We start from the raw sequence: 23,540 nt of genomic DNA, 5'->3' as shown, positions 1-23,540 counted from the left end.
GTACAAGGGTTTAGGCGGGTCGTACCGCGGTTTGTGGCCCGGTTTGGGGGTCTCAGTGGGCGTTGGGGTAGGCCGTTTCGGTGCGGAGAGCAGTGCTCAACTCAGCAGAATCCAACCCAGAGGGCGTCGCGAGCCCGGGTGGTGGCGACATAACGTTCGCGCAGATCTCGGGCCACTCGTTCGTCGTCGGCAGTCTTGGGAACCTTCGGAGTCCAGGGCAGCATCACGAGCTTGAACTCGAGCCCCTTTGCCCGGTTGATCGTGCCAACTTTCACTGCATCGGTGGAGATGCCGACGTAATCCATGAGACTCATAGACTTCAGCCCTGCTGCGGTAAGCAGCCGTCGGGCGGTATCTACTTGCCGGTTCGTATCGCACAGGATTGCAATGTCACCGATGGCGCTCTCACCCAAACCGACGGCATCCCGAATGTGGGCAACCATCGCAGCGTCATGTTCGTCGGTGGAAGTGAAGGTCGCCGAGACTGGTGCTGATCCGTGCCGACCGGTTGCGTTCACTGAGTTGCGGTGTAACTCGCTACCAGCGGTGGTAGCTTCGTCGGCGTTGCGAGCCCGGCTGCGACCAGGGGCGACGGAGGGCGCATCATCGATGTCGGCAAACTCATTGTCGGCAATGAAGGTAGAGGCGAACTCTTGAATCTCTATGGTGTTGCGGTAGTTGCGGTCGAGCACGACACCTCGCCCCGCGAGCGAGATCCCGGCTTCGCTGAGAACGTAGCCGCCCGGATAGATGCTCTGCTGGCCGTCTCCGATGAGTGTGAAACCGTCGGGGCCATCCCCGACTAGGGAGTGCAGCATCCGCACCATGGAGAGCGAGAGATCTTGAGCTTCGTCGACAACCACGGCGGCATAGCCGGTTAGAGGGCGCTCGCGAAGGGCTTTCTCGGCCAAAAGGATTTGATCCTTGAAATCATGGATGCCCTCAGCCCGCATGAGCCGTTCGTAACTCTCGAAGAGTGCCCAGACTGCGCGGCGGTCCTCAACGTTGAGCGGGATCATCCGCCCCGGTCGCGAGCAGTCTGCGTATTGTTCGAATGAGACAAGACCGCGCCCCTTGATGACTGAGTCGACCTCCTCTTTCCAGTACTCGAAACCGGCGATGGGTGCTCTCGCCATCAGGCGTGCGCGAGCAGGTTCATCGAGGCCGAACCACGCTTTTTTGAGGAGCACGCCCGAACGGCGGGAGTCAATCTTGAGTCGGATCCCGCGCTCTGAGAGAGCTCGTGAGGCGAAAGAGTTCACACCGACGAAGTCGACACGCTCAGCAGCTTCTGGCGCCAATCGCGCTAGTAGATTGCTCATCACTGCGGGCAGTGTCTTCACGAAGGTCGTGAATAGAATGCGGCCATGCGGATGCATGCGTGCGAGGTAGGCGGCGCGGTGCAATCCCACGACAGTCTTTCCGGTACCGGCGCTTCCCCGGATGCGGGAGGGGCCGTTGAAGCTTCGGCGCACCAAGTTCGCTTGCGTTGGGTGGAGGAACGTCATCCAGTCTTCGACGGGGGCAGCAAGTTCTGCGGCGCCGAGCGCTTCCATCACTTCGGCCTCGCTGAGGAGTTCGCCATCGTTGAGCGCGTGATTGGGCAGCTCGTGCAAGGTTGGCTCGGGCACGACCGTATGTGCTTGTTCGATTTGCGGTCCCGAATAGGCGGGGAAGTACTGCATTGCCGCCAGCAACACACGCTCGACCTGGGAGGGAGTTAGTCTTCGCCCGCGGGCCGCAAGATGCTTATGAACATCGACCTCGCCGACGACCTCGATAGTGCCGACTTCTCCGAGGCGACCTTTGTGGCCGTGCATGACAAGAGCAACACGTACCTCGCCGGGAGCGAGCCCCACTTCCGCCAGCGCGGATTCGGCAGAGTTCGCTACATCCGCCAATCGCAGCACCTCGTCGGTGACATCAGCTTGCCCACGGAACATTGCTCCACCCGCAACGCTGAAATCGTTCCAGTGCTTCGAGTCGATAATCCACACGCCCGACGGGCCAACAACAACCAAATCGATCTGTGCGCTGCGGGAACCAGGCCACTTGCGGTCAGCGAGAAGGTAATAACCGTGCGCCGTGAGCGGCGAGAGTCTTGTAGCGAGTTGGCGCTCGGCGACAGCTGCCGCAGCGTAACGGCCAGCCTCATCCGCGGCGCGTGCCGCTTCCTGGGCATAGCTAGACGCAAGCGCCCCAAGCCGCTGCGCCTGCTGTTCGGCAGACGATCCCGCTGACATCCTGATCCCCCTATCGGATGATCATATTCTGGCAGGAATTCTCAACTATGGATGCCCCGCAACGTGGGGTGCGCTGTCCGTAGCCCGTGTTGGGGGCGGCGTGGGCCTGCGCAAGCGAGATACTCTCGACTAGTGCGCTCGGGGGAGTGCGCTTTGGGGGGGAAAGAATGACTGAAGACGTTCACGCTGTGCCGGTAGTTTCGCCGCGAGCAGCGGTTGGTGACTTGATTGATCGCCCGGCCGCGTACTCAGTTATTGAAGAACTGTTCCGCGTTCAGGCGACGATGGAGCCGCGCAGCGCGCTTCGGCGGGTTTTCGGCGCCCGACCTGTTCACGCGGATGCGCAGAGCTGGTTCGCCGGGGCGATCGGTGAGCTTAAAGTCGGCGAGCTTCTTTCGCGACTGGGGCCGGAGTGGACTGTGTTGCATGCGGTTCCGGTGGGTACGGGTGCGAGCGATATTGATCACGTGGTCATCGGCCCGGCCGGAGTTTTCACGATCAACACGAAGCGCCACCGAGGCAAGAAAATATGGGTCGGCGACAGAATGCTCATGGTCTCCGGACAGAAGACGGATCACCTTCGCAATTCCCGTCATGAGGCCAAACGGGCAGCCAAGCTGCTCACTCAGGCCGCCGGGATTGCTGTTGAGGTGCATCCGGTACTGGCAATCGTGGAACCCGCATCGTTCATCTTTCGGCAGCGGCCACAGGACGTCAGCATTATGGATGCCCGCCGGCTGCCCCGCTGGTTGAAACGGCGCAGGGCGGTGTTGGCCCCTGAAGAGCTCGCGTCGATTATCGATGCCGCGACAGAGGTGCGCACCTGGCACCCGACCGCAGACCTCTCGATAGACCCCTCCTACCGTGAACGTTTTTCCGAACTTGAGCGCAAGGATCATCAGGCCTACCTAGTTCAATTGGCGTGGTCGCTTGCTATGGCCATTGCGGCGGGTGCCGTCGCAGTCTCATTCCTCACTTCGTTCACGGCAGGTTTTTGATCGTTCCGCAGGCTCCATCGAAAGCGCGGAAGTGGTCTAAGTTCCCGCCCCGAAGTGTTCGACGTTGTTACGCTGCTGTGAACCCGAAGCCTGCTTTCAGTGCGGTGACGACAGCGAGTGGTTTCCCGCTTTCTGCTGTTGTTGGTGCTGTTTTACCCGAGATGTGCACCGTGATCCCCACCGCTTTATCCCGTTCGTCGTTCTCTGCTCTGCGATCCGGCTTTGCTGCTGTTGTCGCGTTGGCGCTGTTCGTGCCCGCTCTCGGGGTGGCGCTGCCCGCCAGTGCTGCTCCAGTAACGGTGACGACTGAAGCCGAATTGCAGTCGGCGATTGCAGCCGCGAATACTCAAGTAGGCGCAGACGTTATCAACATCGGCGCTGACATCCTCGACGTTGACGTTCTGCTCGATGTGGACGACGAACTCACGATCAACCTCAACGGGTACTCCGTGGGGAGCGTCCGTGTTCGGGCTGCGGCTGATCTCACCCTCGAGGGCCCAGGATCGTGGACAGCGGGCATTGACTATGACGGCAACTCGGCCGACGAGCGCGACGGTGACCTTAATGCGGCACCCGGATTAGGTGTGCGCGAGGGCAGTACGCTCACGATTAGCGGCCTCACTGTTCATGCGTATGGAACCTTCTGCGACGCCGCCATTGGCGGCTGGAACACCTCAGCGGTGCTCGTGTGTGCATCGACCACCATTGTGGAACCGGGAAGCATTGTGATCGTTGGCAGCGACGTCTACGCCAGAGGAGGATCCTCTGCGTCGGGAATTGGAGGCGGGGCGTTCTCGCAAAGCTCCACCGTGTCGATCACCGGAAGTGTGGTTGAGGTTTCTGAAGGAATTGGAAGCCAGGATCGATTCGGCGAGACTGGCCCGAACGTGCTGACCGTACAGAACTCAACCCTCATCAATGCGGTCATCGAGCAGACAGCGGTATTTGACAGCGGCACCGTACGTTTTCAGGGGCGGTCAGAAATTCGACAGCCACTGCGCAATGAGGGGACTATCGAAGTTGATCCCGCGGGAACGCTGAGGGTCACCGCCGCCGTGACCAATAATGCGATCATTCGGCCATCGACTCTCGTCACGAACGTCGGCGACATGATCTCTGGCAATTCTTACCGGATCATTGCTGATGTGAACGCTCTGGCCCCCGCGGCGCCTGCAACCACAGTTCTCACCGCGTATGCGCCGACACTGGCCGCTGCCGGGGAAGAGTTTCCTGCTGTGAGCAACGGGCAACTCGTGGTCTCGGGATGGAACACTGCTCCTGATGGATCGGGGGTGACCGTCACGACCTCAACCGCCCTCTCAACGCTCGCTGACGCATCCGGAGATCTCGTTGTGTACGCACAGTGGGTTGACCCTGTTCTCACAATGGCCCCACTGCTCGCCGCGTTGACCGCAGGAGATTCGCGCAGTTTCACTCTGGATGCTTCGGGAACCGAGCAGACGGCAGCGGCGACTTTCGTTTCCTCCAACACGAGCGACGTGATCAGCGGGAACGTGATCACCGCTACCGAGGCGGGAACGCGCACGATCACGGCCCGATATGGCACCTTCGCTGTCTCAACTGAGCTGAGCGTTGAAGCGGCGGAGTTCGGCGCGCTCACCGTTACTCCTTCAGTAGCCGACGTTGATCAAGACGGTTCCGTCACCCTCACGATCGCTGGTTTCGACGCGTACGGAAACCCCGTTATGGTCGACGCTTCTGCAGCAGTGGTGACGAGCAGTGTTGCGACTGATGTTATCGACGGCCTCACTGTGACCTTCCCCCATGCCAGCCCCCACACGCTGACGGTGACGCTCGGGGCGATCTCCGGGTCGACGACGATTAATGTGATCCCTGCCGCGACCACTGCGGCTGCGGGGCTTGCTTACACGGGATCAGATGCGGGCGCAGCCGGACAGCTGATGTGGCTTGCGCTTGCGCTCGTGCTCGCCGGGCTCGCTCTGGTCGCAGCCCGAGTAGTGGCGGGTCGGGCCTAGCCCCGCCAGCTGTGCTGCGGCACCCAGCCGAGCAACCGCTCGGCCTTCGCGATCGACGTCAGCGAGGTGTTGACGCCGAGCTCGCCGCGAATCTCCACGTCGGGGAACACCTCAGCCACGAGCTCCGCATTTGGTCGTGACATGACGGTGTCGGCGGCGAAGATGTTGAAAACGTCATAGCCGGGGCGGGAGGTTTCCAGTGCCAGACGGATGGCGTTGGCGCCGTCGCGAGCATCGATGTAACCCCAGAGGTTCCAGGACCTCTGTCGGGCATCCGCATCGAAGCTCGGGAACTCGGCGTAGTCGGCAGGGTCCATCACGTTGGAGAAACGCAGCGCGGTGATGCTCAGTGTGGGATCCCAACGCACAAACTTTTGCGCCATCTCTTCCTCAAGATGCTTCACCATTGAGTAGGTCGATTCGGGGCGCGTCTCGTACTCTTCATCGAGCGGAATGTAGGGCGGGGGAGTCTCGAACGGCAACCCCAATACGGTCTCGCTCGAGGCGTACGCGATTGTCTTGATGCCGAGTCGCTTGCACGCCTGAAACACATTGAACGTGGCATTCATGTTGTTCTGAAAAGTGGCCGCATCAGACCAGAGCCCTGGCGCAGGGATCGCACCGAGGTGAGCGACAGCATCCACGCCGTCGTGGCGGTCGTTCACGCCGGCGAGAGCATCGACGACCTGGCCATAATCGGTGAGGTCAACGTAGGTGAATTGGGTGCGGTCAGCGCCAGCCATATCGAGCACCGTCACCGTGTGACCAGCCGCACGCAAGCCTGCCACAGTCGCCCGCCCGAGCTTGCCGTTTCCACCGGTGACGGCGATACGAAGGGGAGTGGATGTCATAGCTAGCTCCTTTGCTTGGCACGATAGTGAATCGCTCTAGATGACCGGGAGCAATGCTAGCTCTGTGCATGCTGACGCGCCTACGCCGCGCCAAAAAACTCGTAGTCGGCAACGAGCTCGGCCAGCAGTGCGGGTGGCAGCTCCGAGAATTGTGCTGCGCCACCGCTGCCGCGCGGAGTGATCCGGCGAATGGTGAGCGCCCCGAGTTCGATCGGGATATTCGTTTCCGGCAAGCTGCTTCCCGAAAACGACAGCACGCCTTCCAACCCGACGGTATCGAACCGCTTCACGTATTCGAAGAAGCTCACGTCGTCGCCCGTCTCCCCACGGTTCCATTCCCTCGCTTTCGCTCGCGATCGAAGTCGGAACGATTCACTCTCCGTCCCGTCGAGGTTGTCGCGCCGTGACTCCGTTCCGGTGACGGCAATTGGGGTTGCACCAAATTGGTCAAAGCCGAGAGCCAAGGGGGCTGCATTCGCGCGCCAGGCGTCAACCGCGGAGGTGTCGAGCGTTGTCGGGTGCGCAACACTCACGCGGGCATCCTGGGTCACTTCGAGAGGAGAGCCATCAACGGTTCGTAGGGTGCCGTCGAGATCAGGGCGAACTGTGATGCCATCGACGTGCCAGACCAACGCCGCAACGAGAACGCCCATGATCGGATGCTCGAGCAGCCGCTCGCGCCACTCAGCGCCAGTCCACTCTCGTCGTACGCACATCGCGTCATAAAGCCGTCGGCGTTGGGTTGTGACGACCGCGGTGAGTTCCTTCTTGTTGGTGGCCCAGTGGGTTTTCGCTGCCGCAGCAGATTCGTCAGCCTTGCGCGGGGCGGGGAGTGCCTTGATCAGTTCGCCCTCAGCGGTTTCGAGACTGAGTTTGAGAGAGGTGCCGAATCGCGCCACAAACGAGCGCGGCCCATAGTCGAGTGCGAACGTACGTGAGCTGTCGAGACCGGCAGTCGGGATCATCCGATCAGCAAGCTCGTCTGTGGACCACCCGCGGGCCTCGGCAATCGCGTCGACAAGCTCGCCAGCCCGCTTTTGGATGCCTGCGGTGCGATACCGTCGTGCCGTCGCGACGAGGAGCTGGGTCGGTTCTGGATCGCCCGAGAGCGACAAGACCACGAGGAGTGCGTCGATCTGCGCCCGCTTCAAATGCTTTCGTCTCATATACTGCCGAACGATTTCGGCAAGCTCGGCGCCCGGAACGTGGCTGCAGAGGGAGAGAATGCCACGGTGCGCGGTAGCGGTCGGCACCTTGCCATATTCCCGCAAACGTTCCCGCTCGAAATAGTCCAACTCTCGTGAGTTCGCGAGAGAAAACTCCGGTGGCAAATCTGCATCCACGATGTCGAAGAACAGCAGAGTTTCGCGGGTAATTTCCGGATCATCTAGGGCGAGTGCCTTCACGATGCCTGAATAGCGGATAGCAGCTGTGAACGCTTTCTCCATGGAGACGGCGTCGTCTTTTGTCGCGTCGCGTGCGATCCACGTCGTCAGCACTAAGCGGCCGAGTGCACTGGCGCTCGCCGCAGTGAGCGTACGCAGGTATAGCGGCAGCAGTCCAGCACCTGCAGGGTCTTTCAGCGTGAAGCCGAGAACGATCCACCAGCGCAGAACGTCGGAGGGCACCTCAGCGCCGTCCGCGTAGGCGGCCGTCGGCAGGTCGGCGAAGGGAAACCACTCCATCTCCTTGGGCAGGACCTTAGCGAGTCCCTTGGCTGCCTCGGACGCAAGAGCAGATGGCTGCAGATACACACCGATGTTTCGCCCTAGTCGCTCAAGCGCGGCGATGATCGTTGCGCGAACTGTCGGGACCGTTTCTCGTTCGAGTTGCTGAGCGAGTGCATCAACCGCCCAGTCGCCGCCGAGCGATCCCACCCAGACCACTGCTGCGGTGCGAATTTCGGTGTTGCCGACGCGGAGAGACTCCTCGGCGATGCGCTCCGCCAGGCCGTGCTTCTCCAGCACCCGCTGAGCCGCTGCGCGATTCGACTTTGCAGTGCCGATTGCGAGGTCAGTGACAAGGGGTAAGTAGCGCGCAGCGAGACGGGGAGATGCTTCCAGAATCGGAAGCACATCGGCGCGCAAATCATTGCCGGACCAGTGGCCTTCGATCTCACCGAACTCAAGACCCAGAACCACATCAAATTTATGAGGGTTCTCAGCCATGAAGCCCACAAGTTGGGCGGGCAACAGCGATGGTCCGCTGAAATAGTCGGTGAGTGCTGAACCGAAGATATGGATGTTGGCGTTGCCGACCGTCGAGCCTGATTGTATGAGCGCGTGTGCGATCGAACGAGCGTCGATCTCCCGATCGCTATCGCTGGCTCCACGTCCCCAGTGGGCGGTTCCCGATTGCCGTACCCAGTTCACAGGGGCGAAGCCCACGAGGCGATGGCTCACGTGATTCAGCGGGTACAACAGAGTGCGCTCGAGTGCCTTGCCTCCGTGGGAAAGGTAGTCGACGATCTGGGGTAGCGCTTTCAGCGTCGCGTCTGCCTCAACGACGTGCTGCTCATAGGACTCAACTAAGTTGCCTGTGGCGTTGCCCGGGTATTTCTTGAGAAAATCCTCTCGTTCTTTCTTCGCCGATTCGACCAGGCGGCTCTGTCGTGCGCGGTAGTCAGTGACAGCCGTGCGTATCGATTCGACAGCGGCGTCGTCGAGCACATTCTCGGCGAGTGGCACCATCGCGGGTACCTCAATGTGCTCCGGGGCTCCATACAGCTCGTAAATGGCGAGGCGTTGAATCGCCCGATCGATCTCTACCGCGCCCTTCGTGCCTCGTGCAAGCGCGCGCTCAAGTACACCGATGGCAGCCGGGATATCTGGCACGTTCTCCAGTGCGTAGATGACCCTTTCGCGATGGGCTGCAGACCCCGTTTCGAGAAGAGTTTCGAGAACGGCGAGTTGGCGGGCAGGGGCGATTCCGCGGAGAACGGCCAGTGCAGGCATCCGCAATTTCTTATCGCCGTGAATGGCGAGGGCCGCGATGAGCTCCCCATGCATCTCTGCAAGCGGGGGATGGCTCGCGGCGATTCTGACTAACTCGAAGAGCGCTCCGTACGTGAATTTGGGGAGCAAGTCTTCAAGCGCGTCGGCGTTCGTGACAAGAAATTCAGCCATGCCGGGAATCGCTCGAAGTCCGGTGGCTCGATAGCGAGCGTAATCGTCTGCAGTGCCGATTAGTTCGGCGATCAACGTTCGGGGGAGATCATTCTCGTTCACCTGCTCAAGTCGCATGAGCGCGGCGATTCTTTCAGTCGTTATCGACGTGAACGGAATGTCGGCAAACCTCCGCCGTCCGTTGCGGCTGAAAGCAGATAAGGCATCCATGAGGAGCGCCCACACAGAGTTGGGCATCGTGCCAGGAGTGCTGAGGGGCTCGACTCGTGCCGCTGAGAGAAAACGCCCCCACCGCACGAGAGTCTCATCGTCGGCTCGGTCAATGGACTCCAGCTGAAGGTAGTAGTCCGTGCGGGTAAGGGTGTCGATGCTGGAAAACGCGGCACGGTCGTTCTTGCTGAGCCGCGACGGATAATCCTGATTGCTGCCGTCGAAGACGTAGTCGAGAATGTCGTGACGCAGGACAGCATCCAATTCCGCCAAAGAATCTGCGAGCAGAGTGCGGGGGTCGCTGGATGTCATGTGGTTCCTCACCGGGACGCGAACACGGGGTGAGTGAACCTCACAATGAAATGCTACGGGGCTGGATGCTACCGCGCTGTCCCCACATAGGGGCGCACCGAATGGGCAACCGGCGCCTCCGGCAAATGCGTAGCGGGATAACTAACCGCGCTGAGGGAACTCCGCGAGCTCTTGCTCCCACGCCGCGACCGCCTGCTTGAGGTCACTCGGCGCGATCGTGAGATCCATGAAGAATTCCCTCTCACTCGTCACGCTCGGCGGTTGTGACTCAAGCCAGAGGAACACGCGGAGCACGACGGCAGAGGGATCCCAACTCACGAGACCAAATCCGAGGTTTGGCTCGACGTGAGAAATGGTGGGCTGCAGCGCGCCCGCCCCGCTCAGCTCTATTGGCTCAACAAGTCCGCGGGCGGCACGAGTCAGCCACGTGCCCAAGTTGAGCGCTTCCTCGACGAGCAAGCAGGGGTCGAGAAAGTTCCACTTTTCGGTGCCGCAGCGCGCACGCCCGTCGATCAACAGCCAGTTGGCGTCGTAGGGATCGACCCGTACATCCTCAAACTGATAAGCCATCGGCTCGATGCTGAGATAGTTCGTTCCGCCAACGTCCCATAACTCCATGATGAGGAGCCTAATCGCGGCACGCTCCTGAATGCGGAAAACAACCGCAAGCCGGAAAGGAGCCGCAATCAGCTACCCCTCAGGCGGAGAAAAATGTGGGCCCGCCGGGACTCGAACCCGGGACCCGCGGATTAAAAGTCCGATGCTCTACCAACTGAGCTACAAGCCCTACACGTTAAGCGTACCGTGAACTTATGGCAGATAACTTCCATAAGCCCACTCAATACTCTGGAGATAAGTTTGACACATTCGAAGGCGGTCAAGATCCAGCCCAAATAATGCGCGCGGCCCATGACACGGCCCATGCACTCATCGATGGTGCCCGCAATTCGGATGATCCTGCCGTAGTCGACCGCATCGTTGCGTACACCGACAAGCACGGCATTGATGCGCTCGCGGAACTCTGGTCGCGATCGAGCGCCAGTAGCCTTCCGGGCGCACTCTGGCGCATCTATTTGTTGCGTGCCGTCATCCAGCAGGATGCGGTGGGCACAAGCCTTCTCTTTCAGCGAGGTATCGAGACTCTTCCCACTATCGATGCCGCCGTGACCGGTGCCGTGAATCCAACCGGGCCTCACGAGATCAAGGAGCTTGCTGACCAGATTTTGCGCGGGCTCTTCCACGGCGACTTTGGGGTCGCGCTCGATCGGGCGGCATCCTTCAGTCGCATTTTGGCATCAGGGGCGACGAGCGTTGCGGATGATCAGGAGCTCCTCAATCCCGAGCGTGCGAGTGAGCTCACCACTCGAGCCGCTCGCTACTCGCTCACTGCCCAAGAGTTCACGGCCTGCGCGAAACTATTCCGCGCAGGTTCGCTCGACTAGTTCACTCCGGCCTGGTGCAGCTTCTCGAGTCGTTTCGCTCGGGCCGCGCCCGACACCTGCACGGTGACGACAACGATCAACGCGAGGATGAACACTGCCGAAGCGAGAACGTTCGCTTCAGCGGGGATTCCTCGCGCCGCCGATACCCAGATGTACTTGGGGAAGGTCGACACAGCGCCCGAGTTGAAGTTGGTGATGATGAAGTCGTCGAATGACAGCGCGAACGACAGCAGGGCTGCGGCGAGAATGCCGGGGAGCAACAGCGGGAACGTGATGCGTAGGAACACCTGAAGCGCTGAGCCGTAGAGGTCGCGGCCGGCTTCTTCGAGCGCCGGGTCCAAGCTCGCAACGCGGGCCTTCACCGCGACGACCACAAAGCTGATGCAGAACATTGTGTGGGCCAAAATGATGGTCAGCATGTCCTTCGGAACACCGATCGACAGGAACTGGGCAGCAAGTCCGGCACCCAATACAACTTCCGGGGTGGCCATGGGGAGGAACAGGAACAGGCTCAGCTGCGAGCGGAACTTGAACCGATAGCGCACCATCGCTATGGCGATCATGGTGCCCAGGGTGGTCGCCAGCACTGTTGCTACGACACCGATGAAGATGCTGTTACCGAAGGCCTCGCACACGGCGCCGTTTTGCACGTTGCAGACGTTGAGCCACTTGTCGAAAGTGAATCCGCGCCACGTGATGTTCGACTTGAGCGAATCGTTGAAGCTATAGACGAAGGTGTAGCCGATCGGAATCATGAGGATCAGCAGCGCGAGGGCGCCGTACGCGGGCAAAACCCATTTGCTGATGGAGTGTTTCACAGCAGGTCCTCCGTTCCTGATTTTTTCACGTAGATGCTCACCATCACGAGAATTGCTGACATCAGAATGATGGAGAGAGCTGCTCCCGCCGGAAAGTTTTGCAGCACGAGAAAGTTCGCCTCGATCACATTGCCCATCATTTGGGTTCCGGTGCCACCGAGAAACTCTCGGCTCGCATTGATGTAGTCACCCGCGGCAGGAATGAACGTGAGCAGGGTTCCTGCCACGATGCCCGGCATGGAGAGCGGGATGGTTACCTTGCGGAATACGTGGAACGGGCTGGCATAAAGGTCGCTGCCTGCTTCGAGGTAGCGCACGTCGAGCCGTTCCAGAGTCGTATACAACGGCAACGTCATGAACGGGATGAAGTTGTAGGTGAGCCCGAAGATCACCGAGAAGGCGGTTCCCGTGACGTGGGCATCCGGGGCAAGCAGCGACATTGCTTTGAGCGAGGTCACCAGGAATGACTCATCCGAGAAGATCTGTTTCCATGCCAGCGTGCGCAGCAGAAAGCTGATGAAGAATGGCGCGACGACCATCACTAGGGCGAGACTCTGCAGCAGTGGCCAACGACGCGCTTTGACCCCGATGAAATACGCCAGGGGGTAGCTAATGATCAGAGCGAAGAACGTGGCCGTGATTGCGTAGCCGAATGAACGAAGGATGTGGGGCCAGTACGCGCTGATGACGTCTGTGTAGTTTTCCCAACGGAACGCGTAACTGAACTCTCCAATGTCTCCGAACTCTGCCGGAACCTTGAACGACGTCAGCAGCAGCGACACCAGGGGAGCGAGAAAGAAGAGAACGAGGTACAGGATGCCGGGCAGGAGTAACAGGAGCGCCACCGGGCTCTTCTTCTTGATGCTGTCAGAAGAAGACGGAGCAGCTGTCGTAGAGAAAGCCGCGAAAGCCATCGCTACGCACCCTCGAGGTGGCGCTGCGCGGCAATCGAGCGAGTGTCGAAGTCAGCCTCGAACCGCGGAGCATCCGCAGGATCGTCGTCAAGGCCAAAACCGTGGCCAACGCCCCAGCTGACCCACACTTCATCTCCGAACTTGACGTCAGAGCCGAAGGTCATGTTTTGCGCGAACACGATGAGCGTGCCTGCGCCGGGGACCTCAACCAAATACTGGGTGCTCACACCGCTGAACGAGACATCCGTGACGCGACCGGGGCCCATCACGTTGACATCAGCGTCATGGGTGGGCTTTGTGGAGTGCAAGGTCAACTTCTCGGGGCGCACGCCAATCGTGATTTCGCCGGTTGTGCGGTGGGCTCGGGCGGCAGGGACCACAATCTTGTGACCCGCGACATCCACCGCCACACCCGCGCTTGTCGTGTTTACCACCGGGCCGGTGAACAGATTGGACTGCCCCAGGAAGTTCGCCACAAACGCTGTTCTGGGCAATTCGTAGAGCTCTTGGGGGGCGCCCATCTGCTCGATGCGGCCCTTGTTCATCACGGCGATCGTGTCGGCCATAGTCATGGCCTCTTCTTGATCGTGGGTCACGTGCAGGAAGGTAAGGCCGACATCCTCTTGGATGGTTTTGAGCTCAAGCTGCATTTGGCGACGCAACTTGAGGTCGAGCGCACCCAGCGGCTCATCGAGCAAAAGCAGTGCTGGGCGATTGACGATGGCACGTGCCAGCGCAACACGCTGCTGCTGCCCTCCGGAGAGTTGCTGAGGTCGCCGGCTAGCGAGATGGTCAAGCTCGACCAGGCGCAGTACTTCGTGCGCTTTGCCCAAGGGGTCGGCCATCTTGCGGCGGCGCAACCCAAAAGCGACATTCTCGAGCACGGTCATGTGCGGGAATAGCGCGTAGCTCTGAAACACCGTGTTGACGGGTCGCTGGAACGACTTCTGGTTGGTCACATCGGTGCCACCGACCAAGATCCGTCCGGCGGTGGGAGCCTCAAGGCCAGCGACGAGTCGCAGCGTCGTTGTCTTGCCGCAGCCAGACGGTCCGAGCAGAGCAAAGAATGACCCGGCGGGGATGGTGAGATTGAGTTCTTCAATCGCGGTGAAGCCGGGGAAACGTTTATGGATTCCCACCAACTCAAGGTCGGCGCCACTCTCCGCAAAGGTGTCTGTCGTCATTAAGCTGCCCCGAGCACGACGCTCTGGAAAGCGGTGTTGTACTTCTGCTCTTCAGAGCTGTCGAGCTCACGGAACACGAACGCTTTCGACAGCATCTCGTCGTCGGGGAAAATCAGCTTGTTGTCGGCGAGTTCAGGATCGATGGCGGCGGCGGCCTCTTGGGCTCCGCTGACCGGGGTGATGTAGTTCACGTAGGCGGCTACCTCGGCAGCGACCTCGGGGTCGTAGTAGTAGTTGATCATTTCTTCCACGTTCGACTTCGCGCCACTGCCAATCGGCACCATGAAGTTGTCGTTCCACAGAGTTCCGCCATCGTCGGGAACAATGAACTCCCACTTGTTTCCATTTTCGGCATTCAGCTGCACGATGTCGCCCGACCACACAATTGCAGCCACGGTGTCGCCGTTGACGAGGTCCTCTTTGTACGAGTTGCCCTTGATGTTTCGAATCTGGCCATCGGCGACTTGCTTCGAGAACTCGTCGATCGCTGCGTTGAACTCGTCGTCGCCCCAGTCTCCGGCGATATCGACGCCCTGGGCGAGCATGATCAGGCCCATGGTGTCGCGCATCTCCGAGAGCACTCCGACGCGGCCCTTGAGCTCGGCCTTCCAGAGGTCCTGAACGGATTCGATTCCGCCGGGCAGTAGTTCCTTATTCCAGCAAATGCCTGCGAAGCCGCCCTGCCACGGGATGCTCAACTCGCGACCCGGATCAAAGTCGACATTTTGCAGCGACGGCAACAGGTTGTCGACGTTCGGCATCTTGCTGCGATCAAGCTTCTGGGCGTAGCCAAAGCGGATGAGGCGAGTGGCCATCCAGTCGGTAAGGCAGACCACGTCTGCTCCGATGTCTTTGCCGAGGGAGAGCTGGTCTTTCACCTTGGCGTAGTAGGTGTTGTTGTCGTCAACGGCTTCGGTGTATTCGACCGTGATGCCGGTCTGAGCTTCGAAGGCGTCGATGGTGGGGTAGTTGCCCGCGTCATCGACATCGACATAAAGCGCCCAGTTGTCCCAACGGATGAGCTTGTCGGTGGCGCTGGTGTCGGGAGCAGCGGTTAATTCATCGGGGCCGGTCGAGCAAGCGGCGAGCGCGAGCCCTGTCGCACCCGCAGCGGCGCCAGTGAGCAACGCACGTCTATTCATGGTGGCGCTCTGGGCTTTGCGGACCAGTTCGCGGATGATTGGATCAGCAGGTAAGGGCTTGGACTTCATGACAAGTTCTCCTAGCATTCGTGACGTGCACCGGACGCCCCGCTGCTCTGTAGGGCTGACTGATATTTGCACATATGAGCAGCAAAATCATTAAAAAATGTCGAAAACATCGGCATTGCAATATATTTGTCACGAAATCCGCACAAACCGGAAACAAAGGCCGTCTGCTCACAGGCGCGCGTTCGGAGCGTGCGCACAGGAAGCCCTTTGCTACACTTTTCTTCGCCGGGCCACAGTAACCCCGGGCTCCAAAATTAGCCGCTTAGAGCGGCCCTGCGTCGTGAGGCGTTCTCTGTGGCTCGGCTTTTCTTCTGTCCGGGCACAATGCGGCACGGCAGCACCGCGCCGCGAGACACCACGGTTTCTGAATGCCGACCAATCCCTTCGCGCTAGGGCGCCGAATTACCCACCAGTGAAAGCAACTGACACACTCCAGTGTCGGCCCGCATCCACTGACTGAAGATTCGCTGCTGAACCCGAAAACTGCGATGAAGGAGCAGAGGAACCTGTCATGCTTGTCCTTATGCCTCGTGAAGCTGATGTCGGCGTAACGCCCGAAGAACCCGGCGTGCCCGCCACAAGCCCGCAAGACCTACTCGAGCGTGTCGCCACTGGTGATCAAGCCGCTTTTAGCGAGCTCTATGACCAGATGGCCCCCCGAGTCTTTGGACTCGTCAAGAGGCTCCTGCGTGACCATTCGCAGTCTGAAGAAGTGACGCAAGAAATCTTCTTAGAGATCTGGCAGACCGCAACCCGTTTCGACTCGAACCGGGGCGCCGCGGTCAGCTGGATTCTCACCATGGCTCACCGCCGAACTGTTGACCGTGTGCGTGCATCACAGTCGTCTCGCGACCGTGACGTGCGCATCGGCATCCGTGATCACAACCCGGACTACGATCACGTTTCAGAAACCATAGAAGTCCGACTCGAACACGAAAGGGTAGAGAAGGCCATGTCCCGACTGACTGAACTCCAGCGCCAAGCTGTCTCCCTTGCGTATTACGGCGGCTACAGCCACAGTGAGGTGGCGACCATGCTCAAGGTTCCTGTCGGCACTGTCAAAACCCGACTACGTGATGGAATGATCCGCTTACGCGACGAAATGGGGGTGGCATCATGAACGACCGCAACGACGACTTCGCCGCCCAATCTGGTGCCTACGCCCTCAACGCGTTAAGCCCAGAAGAACGCGAAGCATTCGAGAAGCACCTGGCCTCGTCCAGCGAAACTCGCACCGAAACCACTGAACTCTCTGACACGGCAGTAGCACTCGGTCTGGCCGTTGACCCGGTCACGCCGCCGCCAGCGCTCAAGAACAACCTCATGGCGCTGATTGCTCAGACTCCGCAGTTGCCGCGTGAAGCCGACGTAGTTGCAGAAAGCGACGCCGACAGCGTGGATGCCGCATCCGCGCCAATGTCACACGTCACGCCGTTGGCGGCTTCGGCTGCGCTCGCGGCTGACGACCCGGCTGAGCAGTCAAGCACCGCGCCTGCTGCCCCGGCGACTCCCGCTCAGACCAAAGCTCAGGCCCGCTGGTTTACGCGTCCGGCAACGGCGCTCGCCGCGGTTGCGGCCGCAGTGGCGCTCGTTGTCGCGGGTGGCGTGGTGGCCGATTCCATCGGTCGCTCGAGCATTGAGCAGTCCAGCTTTGCGTCGCAGCAGGCCGACCAGCTTGCGGCGATCAATGCAGCGAGTGATTCGCAGCGTCTGGTGTCGACTGTTGCGGGAGGAGCTACAGCTACTTTCGTGTGGTCGGGTGAGCTCGCAACATCCGCGCTCATCGTTGATGGTCTTGAAGCGTTGCCGGCTGATCAGGTATACGAGCTGTGGTACATCGATGACTCCGGTGCACGACCGGCTGGTCTCATGGATGCCGCTGAAGATGGTCCAACGTGGCGCGTCTTGGACGGCGACATGGGTGCAGGCGATGTTGTCGGTGTGACGATCGAACCCAAGGGCGGCTCGGATGCGCCAACTACCGATCCCATTGTGGTCTTCGAGAGCGCGTAAACTAGTGGTGAGCGGCTAACAGCCCGCTCGCCTCCACGGCACACTCACGCACTCAGAGGAGCGATCATGATCGGCAGGGGAACCCAAGTTCTCCGGGCGCTGATCGTCGCTGCCTTCTCGGTTTTTGTTGCCGCAGCCGCTCACGTTTTTGGTGGCGGCAGCATGCCCAGTTGGGTTGCTCTCGTGCTCGCCCTTACGTTCGCGGCGCTCATCAGCATTCCGCTCGTCGGAAAGCGGATGTCCCTCCCGCGCGTCGCTGTGGCGGTTACGATCGCTCAAACGTTCTTCCACACCGTCTTCGCGGTTATAGGCAATCCGGGCAACGTCGTGGCGCAGTCCAGCGGACACCACGACCTCGCGTTCACGGTTGTCGCGGGTTCGATTAATCACGGTGCCCACGGTGTGGGGGCCATGACCGCAGGCCACATTGTCGCCGGCATCATCACGATTGTGGCGCTGCGCCAGGGCGTCACCGCACTCAGTTCGATTGCTGGCCGCCACCTTCGTCAGTTGTTCTCGACTCGGGTTGTTCCTGTTGTCATCCGTCGCACGGTTGTTGCTAGCGCCGTCTGCCGTGACGAGATCATGGCAACGCTGCAGTCGTTGCGTTCTGTTGTGAGCCGCAGAGGGCCACCGACCGTCAGCGCGGTCTTCTCCTAACCCTCTCTGCAGTGTGGTGGCTTCGTGCCGCCCCTGTGCGGTTGCGCGCACGCCCCTGATGGGCTGTGTGTGCCTCCGCGATGACAACGGAAAGCTGACAACTCAGATGACGTTTGTGCGTACTTATGCGCGCGTAGTCGGGGGAGTGGCTCTTGCTGCTCTGCTCGTATTCGCGATGCCTCAGACGGCTTTTGCCCACGATCAAATCATTGGGCAAGCTCCGAATGAGAACGAAGTGCTTGAGGCTGCCCCGAGCGAGATCACTCTCGAATTTACGGGCGAGCTCATGGACATCACGCAACTTGCCATGGTGGTGGATGCCGACGGCACCGACTGGGTCAGTGGACCCATGCAGGTGACAGATCGCACCGCTATCCAGCCTCTGCTGCCTGACATGCCTGAGGGCAGCTATCAGGTGCGGTGGCGTGTGGTGTCGAGCGATGGCCACCCGATTTCGGGCAGTTTTGAATTCGCGGTTGGTCAGGAGACGCCGGGGGCAACTTTCGGCCTCGAAGAAGAAGCCTCGGAGCAAGAAGACACCGCTGCCTCAGAAACAGACAACTCGACAACGGGCATGAGCCCGCTCGTTGTTACCAGCCTCATCGGTGCCGGTAGCGGCATCGTCCTTTTTGCCGGAGTCATCGCAGCGCGATGGTTCTGGATTAGACGAAAGAAGTAATACAGAAATGATCCGCACCAAAAAGACCTTCAGCCTCATCGCCGTTCTCGCGGCAGGGGCACTTGCTCTCGCCGGATGCTCGACCACAGCATCCACCGACAGCGACGACACCATGGAGTCGACCGCCACTACCCTCACGACGTCTGACACGTGGGTCAAGGCAATCGACAGCGGCATGACGGCCGCGTTCGGCATGGTTGAAAACCCCACCGATCACGACATCACGATCGTGTCGGCGACCACGAGTGCCTCAGACATGACGGAACTCCACGAGACGCTGGAGAACGAATCGGGTGACATGGTCATGCAGCCGATCGAGGGTGGCTTCACCATTCCGGCGGGCGGAATGCTCATGCTTGAGCCCGGCGGAAACCACATCATGATCATGGGCGTTACTGACCCGATTCTTGCGGGAGATGACGTCACTGTCACCCTCACGCTCGATGATGGCAGCACGCTCGAGTTCACGGCTCCGGCCAAGGACTACTCCGGCGCCAACGAGAACTACGAGGGCGACGACGAGATGGACATGGACCACGGCGACATGGACCACGATGACATGGAGATGGACGAATAATTGTCTGAACCAGTAGAGCCTGACACTTCGCGTCGGCTCTCGCGGCGGCACCTCCTCTGGGGCGGTGCCGCTGCGGCGGGCGTCGGCGCGGCAACAGCAGCCGGAGTGAGCATTGTTGGTGGCACTTCGGGTTCGATCGCACCGACGAGCTCTGGCGATGCCACGACTGCGGGTTTCACCCCGCAGGAGGCCTTTGAAGGTGCTGTGCCGTTCTATGGGGCGCACCAGGCGGGCATCGAAACGCCTGCCCAGTCCAACGCCGTCTTTATCGCGCTCGATCTGCGCGACGATATCGACGCTTCTGGGTTGCGTCGCCTTATGGGCGTCTTGACGGATGACGCAGCTCGCCTCACGGCGGGGCAGCCTGCTCTGGCGGACTCCGAGCCTGAGCTCGCCGTCATCCCAGCGCAGCTCACGGTCACGTTCGGGTTTGGACCTCGCGTTGTCGAGCTGGCAGGCAAAGCCGCGCCCTCGTGGCTCGGCCCACTTCCGGCGTTCGGCATCGACCAGCTCGATCCTGCCTATTGCGATGGCGATCTTTTGATCCAGATCGGTGCCAACGACCCGCTGACGGTCACTCACACCGCGCGCATGCTGCTCAAGGATGCTCGGAGCTTCGCTCTGCCGCGGTGGTCGCAGAGCGGCTTCCGTCGCGCTGCAGGAGCCGAGAATCCCGCCGCCACTATGCGCAACCTCTTCGGTCAGCTCGATGGCACTGGCAATCCTTCGCCCGGCACCACCGAGTTCAGCGAGGCAGTCTGGAGCACCGACGTTCCGTCGTGGATGGAGGGTGGCACGAGCTTCGTGTTGCGCCGTATCGCCATGGATCTCGATGGCTGGGACAAGATCGACCGCCTCGGCCGCGAGGAGACCATCGGTCGCACCCTCGACACCGGTGCGCCCCTCACCGGCACCGTTGAGGGCGACGAACCAGACTTGGAGGCGAAAGACAGATTGGGCTTCCCCGTCATTCCCGCCTTCGCCCATGTTCGTCGGGCGAAAGAGAACGAGGCGGCAAACAAGATGTTCCGTCGTGGCTACAACTACGACGACACGGTGCTGACGGGCGCCGAGAGCGTCTCAAACTCGGGGCTGCTCTTTGCGGCATTCCAAGCGGATGTCGATAAGCAGTTTGTTCCCGTGCAGAAGGCTCTAGACACGCTTGACTTGCTCAACACGTGGACCACACCCGTCGGGTCGGCGGTTTTCGCTATTCCGCCCGGCTGCCAGGAGGGCGGCTACATCGGAGACACCCTCTTCTAGAGAGTGCGAGCAGACAATAGAACAGCCCCCGGCCAGCTGGCGCGGGGGCTGTTCTGTCGAACTCGGTCGGCTCGTTAGCCGAACTTGCCCGAGACGTAGTCTTCGGTTGCCTGCACGCTGGGGTTCGAGAAGATCGTGGTGGTGTCGTCGTATTCGATGAGCTTGCCGGGAGCGCCGGTGCCCGCAATGTTGAAGAATGCTGTGCGGTCAGAGACCCGGGCTGCTTGCTGCATGTTGTGGGTCACGATCACGATCGTGTAGTCCTGTTTGAGTTCCTCGATGAGGTCTTCAATGGCCAGAGTCGAGATGGGGTCGAGGGCCGAGCACGGCTCATCCATCAGTACGACGTCTGGCTTTACAGCGATGGCGCGCGCGATGCAGAGTCGCTGCTGCTGTCCACCAGAGAGGCCAGAGCCGGGCTTGTCGAGACGATCCTTTACCTCTTGCCACAGGTTTGCGCCGATGAGAGATTGTTCGACGAGGTCGTCGGCGTCGCTCTTGCTCATACGCGAGTTGTTGAGCTTCACGCCAGCGATTACGTTGTCGCGAATCGACATCGTGGGGAACGGGTTGGGACGCTGGAAGACCATGCCCACCTGCCGGCGAACGCTGACGGGGTCAACACCGGGCGCGTAGAGGTTGTTGCCGTCAATGAGCACTTCACCCTCAACGTACGCACCGGGAATCACCTCGTGCATGCGGTTCAGGGTGCGCAGGAACGTTGATTTGCCGCAACCAGACGGGCCGATGAAGGCGGTGACGGTGCGGGGCTCAATGGTGAGTGACACACCTTCTACAGCGCGAAACTTGCTGTAGTAGACGTTGAGGTCATTGACTTCGATGCGCTTAGACACGAGTGGGGGTTCCTTCGGTTATCGACCGGTCTTGGGGGCGAAGATCTTGGCGATGATGCGTGCCAGGAGGTTCAGTGCCATCACGATCAGGATGAGGGTGAGTGCTCCAGCCCACGCCCGATCGATGTAGGCCTGGGCGTCGGTGCCCTGAGAAATGTAGGAGCTGTACACGAATACGGGCAAGCTCTGCATCCGGTCGCTGAACAGCGAGTAGTTGAAGTTGTTGGTGAAGCCAGCGGCAACCAGCAGCGGGGCGGTTTCACCGATGACGCGGGCGATGGAGAGCATCACACCGGTCGTGATTCCGGCGATGGATGTCGGCAGCACAACTTTCAGAATGGTCAGCCACTTGGGCACGCCGAGTGCAAACGCCGCCTCACGGAGTTCGTTGGGCACGAGTCGCAGCATTTCTTCGCTCGAGCGCACGACCACGGGGATCATGAGCACCGACAGGGCGACTGCTCCGGCGATTCCGACGCGAACGCCGGGGCCGAAGAAGATCACGATGAGGGAGTAGGCGAAGAGGCCGGCGACGATCGAGGGGATACCGGTCATGACATCCACGAAGAAGGTGATCGCTTGGGCAAGACGACCGCGACCGTATTCGACGAGGTAGATCGAGGTCATGAGGCCGATGGGGACCGAAATGATGGTTGCCGCGAGAGTCATTTGCAGGGTGCCGATGATGGCGTGGGCTGCACCGCCACCTTCGCCGACGACGTTGCGCAGCGAGAGGGTGAAGAAGTCGAGGTCGAAGCGGGCTGCACCGTTGATCACCACGGTGTAGAGCAGCGAGATGAGCGGCAGGAGAGCGATAACGAACGCGAGGGTAACCAGAGTCGTGACGAGTCGGTCTGTGGCGCGACGGTGCCCTTCAACGAGTCGTGAGACGGTCACGAGCACGATGCCGTAGAGCACGACGCCTAAAAATACGGCGCCGACGACGTTGAACTCGCCTTCTGACTGGCCTGCCTGAATGAACAGGAAGATGATCACGAAGGTCGCGAGGCTGCTGATCAGGATGAGCAGGGGAGCCCAGCGGGGCAGTTGCCCGGCGGCGTAGGCGTTCTCGATGGGGCGCGCGGGGGTGGTGGTAGTCATCAGTTCGCTCCCGAGAATTCCTTGCGGCGGTTGACGATGTAGCGCGCGATCGTGTTGACGATCAGCGTGATGGCGAACAGGATCAGGCCTGTTGCGATCAGTACGTTCACATTGAGTCCGTAGGCCTCGGGGAAGCTCAGTGCGATGTTCGCGGCGATTGTCGACGGGTTAGTCGAGCTGATCACGTTGAAGGTGATGACGTTGGAAGCCGACAGCACCATGGCAACAGCCATAGTTTCGCCGAGGGCCCGACCGAGGCCGAGCATTGCTCCCGAGACGATGCCGGCGCGACCGAAGGGAAGCACCGCGATTTTGATCATTTCCCAGCGCGTGGCGCCGAGGGCGAGTGCAGCTTCTTCGTGCAGCACCGGGGTCTGGAGAAAGACTTCGCGGCAGATGGCGGTGATGATCGGCAGGATCATGACGGCGAGCACGATGGAAGCGGTGAGGATGGTGCGGCCGGTGCCCGAGGCGGGGCCGGCGAAGAAGGGGATCCAGCCGAGATTGTCGGCCAGCCAGGCGTAGGCGGGCTGCACTCCGACGGCGAGAACGTTGCCGCCCCAGAGGCCGAAGACTACGGAGGGCACTGCGGCAAGCAAGTCGATGATGTAGCCGAGGGTTGCTGCCAGCGGGCGCGGCGCGTAGTGCGAGATGAATAGCGCGATGCCGATGGCGATTGGCACGGCCATGATGAGGGCGAGGCCGGCCGACCAGAGCGTTCCGAAGACGAGTGGGCCAACGTACGCCCAGAAGTTCGTTCCTTCAAGGAGCGTCGTCTTTTCTGGATCCGCGGTGATTCCGGGAACACCCTGAATGACGAGGAAGGCAGCGACGGCTGCGAGAATCGCGAGGATGAGCGCGCCAGCGGTGAGGGCCGTACCTGAGAAGAGGCGGTCTCCGGGGCGCTGTTTCGCGCGAATACGGGGGGCCGCAGTCGAGGTCATGTGTCGAGTATCCCTTATCCCTGGCTTGGCTTAGTGCGTGATCTGTACTGCGTGGTGCTCACGGGGACTGCGCGGTGCGCCTGGCCCAGTGCAAAGTCTGCCCGACCCCGCTGCTAGTAGCAACGGGGTCGAAGCAGACTCGAG

The 23,540-nt window shown here is 60.7% G+C and carries 20 protein-coding genes and 1 tRNA gene; 9 read left to right on the top strand and 12 right to left on the bottom strand.

Features of this window, described 5'->3' with window-relative positions; translation table 11 throughout:
* Nucleotides 1-101: 101 nt before the first annotated feature.
* Entirely contained in the window at nt 102-2,243 is a 2,142-nt protein-coding gene (locus tag I6E52_RS05480; RefSeq protein ID WP_197155401.1) for a nuclease-related domain-containing DEAD/DEAH box helicase, read from the bottom strand.
* A 167-nt stretch (nt 2,244-2,410) separates the two neighbouring features.
* Here I6E52_RS05480 and I6E52_RS05475 point away from each other — a divergent pair, with 167 nt between their 5' ends.
* Together I6E52_RS05475 and I6E52_RS05470 are read left to right on the top strand one after the other, a co-directional pair.
* The gene (locus I6E52_RS05475) at nt 2,411-3,241 is read left to right on the top strand and encodes a nuclease-related domain-containing protein (RefSeq protein ID WP_197155399.1); all 831 of its coding nucleotides are present in this window, start codon (nt 2,411-2,413) and stop codon (nt 3,239-3,241) included.
* A gap of 170 nt (nt 3,242-3,411) precedes the next feature.
* Nucleotides 3,412-5,238 (top strand): hypothetical protein, encoded by a 1,827-nt coding sequence (locus I6E52_RS05470; protein ID WP_197155397.1) that lies wholly within the window; start codon nt 3,412-3,414, stop codon nt 5,236-5,238.
* On the opposite strand, the gene I6E52_RS05465 is transcribed toward I6E52_RS05470, so the two are convergent.
* The 4 genes from I6E52_RS05465 to I6E52_RS05450 all read right to left on the bottom strand — a co-directional run bounded on the left by I6E52_RS05465 (nt 5,235) and on the right by I6E52_RS05450 (nt 10,523).
* Nucleotides 5,235-6,089, bottom strand: coding sequence for an NAD(P)-dependent oxidoreductase (locus I6E52_RS05465; RefSeq protein WP_197155395.1), 855 nt, complete (start codon nt 6,087-6,089; stop codon nt 5,235-5,237). The genes I6E52_RS05470 and I6E52_RS05465 overlap by 4 nt on opposite strands.
* A gap of 80 nt (nt 6,090-6,169) precedes the next feature.
* Nucleotides 6,170-9,736 carry a DUF4132 domain-containing protein gene (locus I6E52_RS05460; protein WP_197155393.1) on the bottom strand — a complete coding sequence of 1,189 codons (3,567 nt, stop codon included), beginning with the start codon at nt 9,734-9,736 and terminating at the stop codon, nt 6,170-6,172.
* Between the two features lie 141 nt (nt 9,737-9,877).
* A complete protein-coding gene (locus tag I6E52_RS05455; protein ID WP_197155391.1) occupies nt 9,878-10,354 on the bottom strand; it encodes a hypothetical protein in 477 nt (158 codons plus the stop codon).
* A 96-nt stretch (nt 10,355-10,450) separates the two neighbouring features.
* Nucleotides 10,451-10,523: transfer RNA gene (locus I6E52_RS05450), tRNA-Lys, on the bottom strand.
* Between the two features lie 25 nt (nt 10,524-10,548).
* On the opposite strand from I6E52_RS05450, the gene I6E52_RS05445 reads away from it, so the two are divergent.
* Nucleotides 10,549-11,178 carry a DNA-directed RNA polymerase subunit beta gene (locus I6E52_RS05445; RefSeq protein ID WP_197123413.1) on the top strand — a complete coding sequence of 210 codons (630 nt, stop codon included), beginning with the start codon at nt 10,549-10,551 and terminating at the stop codon, nt 11,176-11,178.
* Here the strand turns inward: I6E52_RS05445 and I6E52_RS05440 are convergent.
* The 4 genes from I6E52_RS05440 to I6E52_RS05425 are packed head-to-tail and all read right to left on the bottom strand — an operon-like array spanning nt 11,175 to nt 15,305.
* Nucleotides 11,175-11,996 carry an ABC transporter permease gene (locus tag I6E52_RS05440; protein ID WP_197155389.1) on the bottom strand — a complete coding sequence of 274 codons (822 nt, stop codon included), beginning with the start codon at nt 11,994-11,996 and terminating at the stop codon, nt 11,175-11,177. The two genes, I6E52_RS05445 and I6E52_RS05440, sit on opposite strands and share 4 nt — an antisense overlap.
* Nucleotides 11,993-12,910 (bottom strand): ABC transporter permease, encoded by a 918-nt coding sequence (locus tag I6E52_RS05435; RefSeq protein ID WP_197136540.1) that lies wholly within the window; start codon nt 12,908-12,910, stop codon nt 11,993-11,995. The genes I6E52_RS05440 and I6E52_RS05435 overlap by 4 nt, the downstream gene beginning before the upstream one ends.
* A gap of 2 nt (nt 12,911-12,912) precedes the next feature.
* Entirely contained in the window at nt 12,913-14,094 is a 1,182-nt protein-coding gene (locus tag I6E52_RS05430; RefSeq protein ID WP_197155387.1) for an ABC transporter ATP-binding protein, read from the bottom strand.
* Entirely contained in the window at nt 14,094-15,305 is a 1,212-nt protein-coding gene (locus I6E52_RS05425) for a PotD/PotF family extracellular solute-binding protein (RefSeq protein ID WP_197155385.1), read from the bottom strand. The genes I6E52_RS05430 and I6E52_RS05425 overlap by 1 nt, the downstream gene beginning before the upstream one ends.
* Nucleotides 15,306-15,816: 511 nt before the next feature.
* Between I6E52_RS05425 and I6E52_RS05420 the strand changes: the two genes are divergently transcribed.
* The 6 genes from I6E52_RS05420 (at nt 15,817) to I6E52_RS05395 (ending at nt 20,497) form a co-directional block, all read left to right on the top strand.
* Entirely contained in the window at nt 15,817-16,425 is a 609-nt protein-coding gene (locus I6E52_RS05420; protein ID WP_197155383.1) for a sigma-70 family RNA polymerase sigma factor, read from the top strand.
* Nucleotides 16,422-17,318 carry an anti-sigma factor domain-containing protein gene (locus I6E52_RS05415; RefSeq protein WP_197155381.1) on the top strand — a complete coding sequence of 299 codons (897 nt, stop codon included), beginning with the start codon at nt 16,422-16,424 and terminating at the stop codon, nt 17,316-17,318. The genes I6E52_RS05420 and I6E52_RS05415 overlap by 4 nt, the downstream gene beginning before the upstream one ends.
* Before the next feature lie 66 nt (nt 17,319-17,384).
* Entirely contained in the window at nt 17,385-17,978 is a 594-nt protein-coding gene (locus I6E52_RS05410; RefSeq protein WP_197155378.1) for a hypothetical protein, read from the top strand.
* 106 nt (nt 17,979-18,084) lie between these two features.
* On the top strand, nt 18,085-18,657 hold the full coding sequence (locus I6E52_RS05405; RefSeq protein WP_197155376.1) for a copper resistance protein CopC: 573 nt from the start codon (nt 18,085-18,087) through the stop codon (nt 18,655-18,657).
* A 7-nt stretch (nt 18,658-18,664) separates the two neighbouring features.
* A complete protein-coding gene (locus I6E52_RS05400; RefSeq protein WP_197155374.1) occupies nt 18,665-19,234 on the top strand; it encodes a copper chaperone PCu(A)C in 570 nt (189 codons plus the stop codon).
* A complete protein-coding gene (locus tag I6E52_RS05395; RefSeq protein ID WP_197155373.1) occupies nt 19,235-20,497 on the top strand; it encodes a Dyp-type peroxidase in 1,263 nt (420 codons plus the stop codon).
* 74 nt (nt 20,498-20,571) lie between these two features.
* Here the strand turns inward: I6E52_RS05395 and pstB are convergent, their stop codons facing one another.
* The 3 genes from pstB to pstC are packed head-to-tail and all read right to left on the bottom strand — an operon-like array spanning nt 20,572 to nt 23,396.
* Nucleotides 20,572-21,351, bottom strand: a complete 780-nt coding sequence (pstB, locus tag I6E52_RS05390) for a phosphate ABC transporter ATP-binding protein PstB (RefSeq protein WP_197123331.1) — start codon at nt 21,349-21,351, stop codon at nt 20,572-20,574.
* Between the two features lie 18 nt (nt 21,352-21,369).
* Nucleotides 21,370-22,452 (bottom strand): phosphate ABC transporter permease PstA, encoded by a 1,083-nt coding sequence (pstA, locus tag I6E52_RS05385; RefSeq protein ID WP_197155372.1) that lies wholly within the window; start codon nt 22,450-22,452, stop codon nt 21,370-21,372.
* Nucleotides 22,452-23,396: a phosphate ABC transporter permease subunit PstC gene (pstC, locus tag I6E52_RS05380; RefSeq protein WP_197123333.1), complete on the bottom strand. Its 945-nt coding sequence runs from the start codon at nt 23,394-23,396 to the stop codon at nt 22,452-22,454. Before pstC ends, pstA begins: the two co-directional genes overlap by 1 nt.
* Between the last annotated feature and the right edge of the window lie 144 nt (nt 23,397-23,540).

The organism is Salinibacterium sp. NG253 (genome assembly GCF_015864945.1).
Classification (GTDB): domain Bacteria; phylum Actinomycetota; class Actinomycetes; order Actinomycetales; family Microbacteriaceae; genus Rhodoglobus.
The sequence above is the reverse complement of the archived record's forward strand: the minus strand, read 5'-3'. Positions and strand labels throughout refer to the sequence as shown.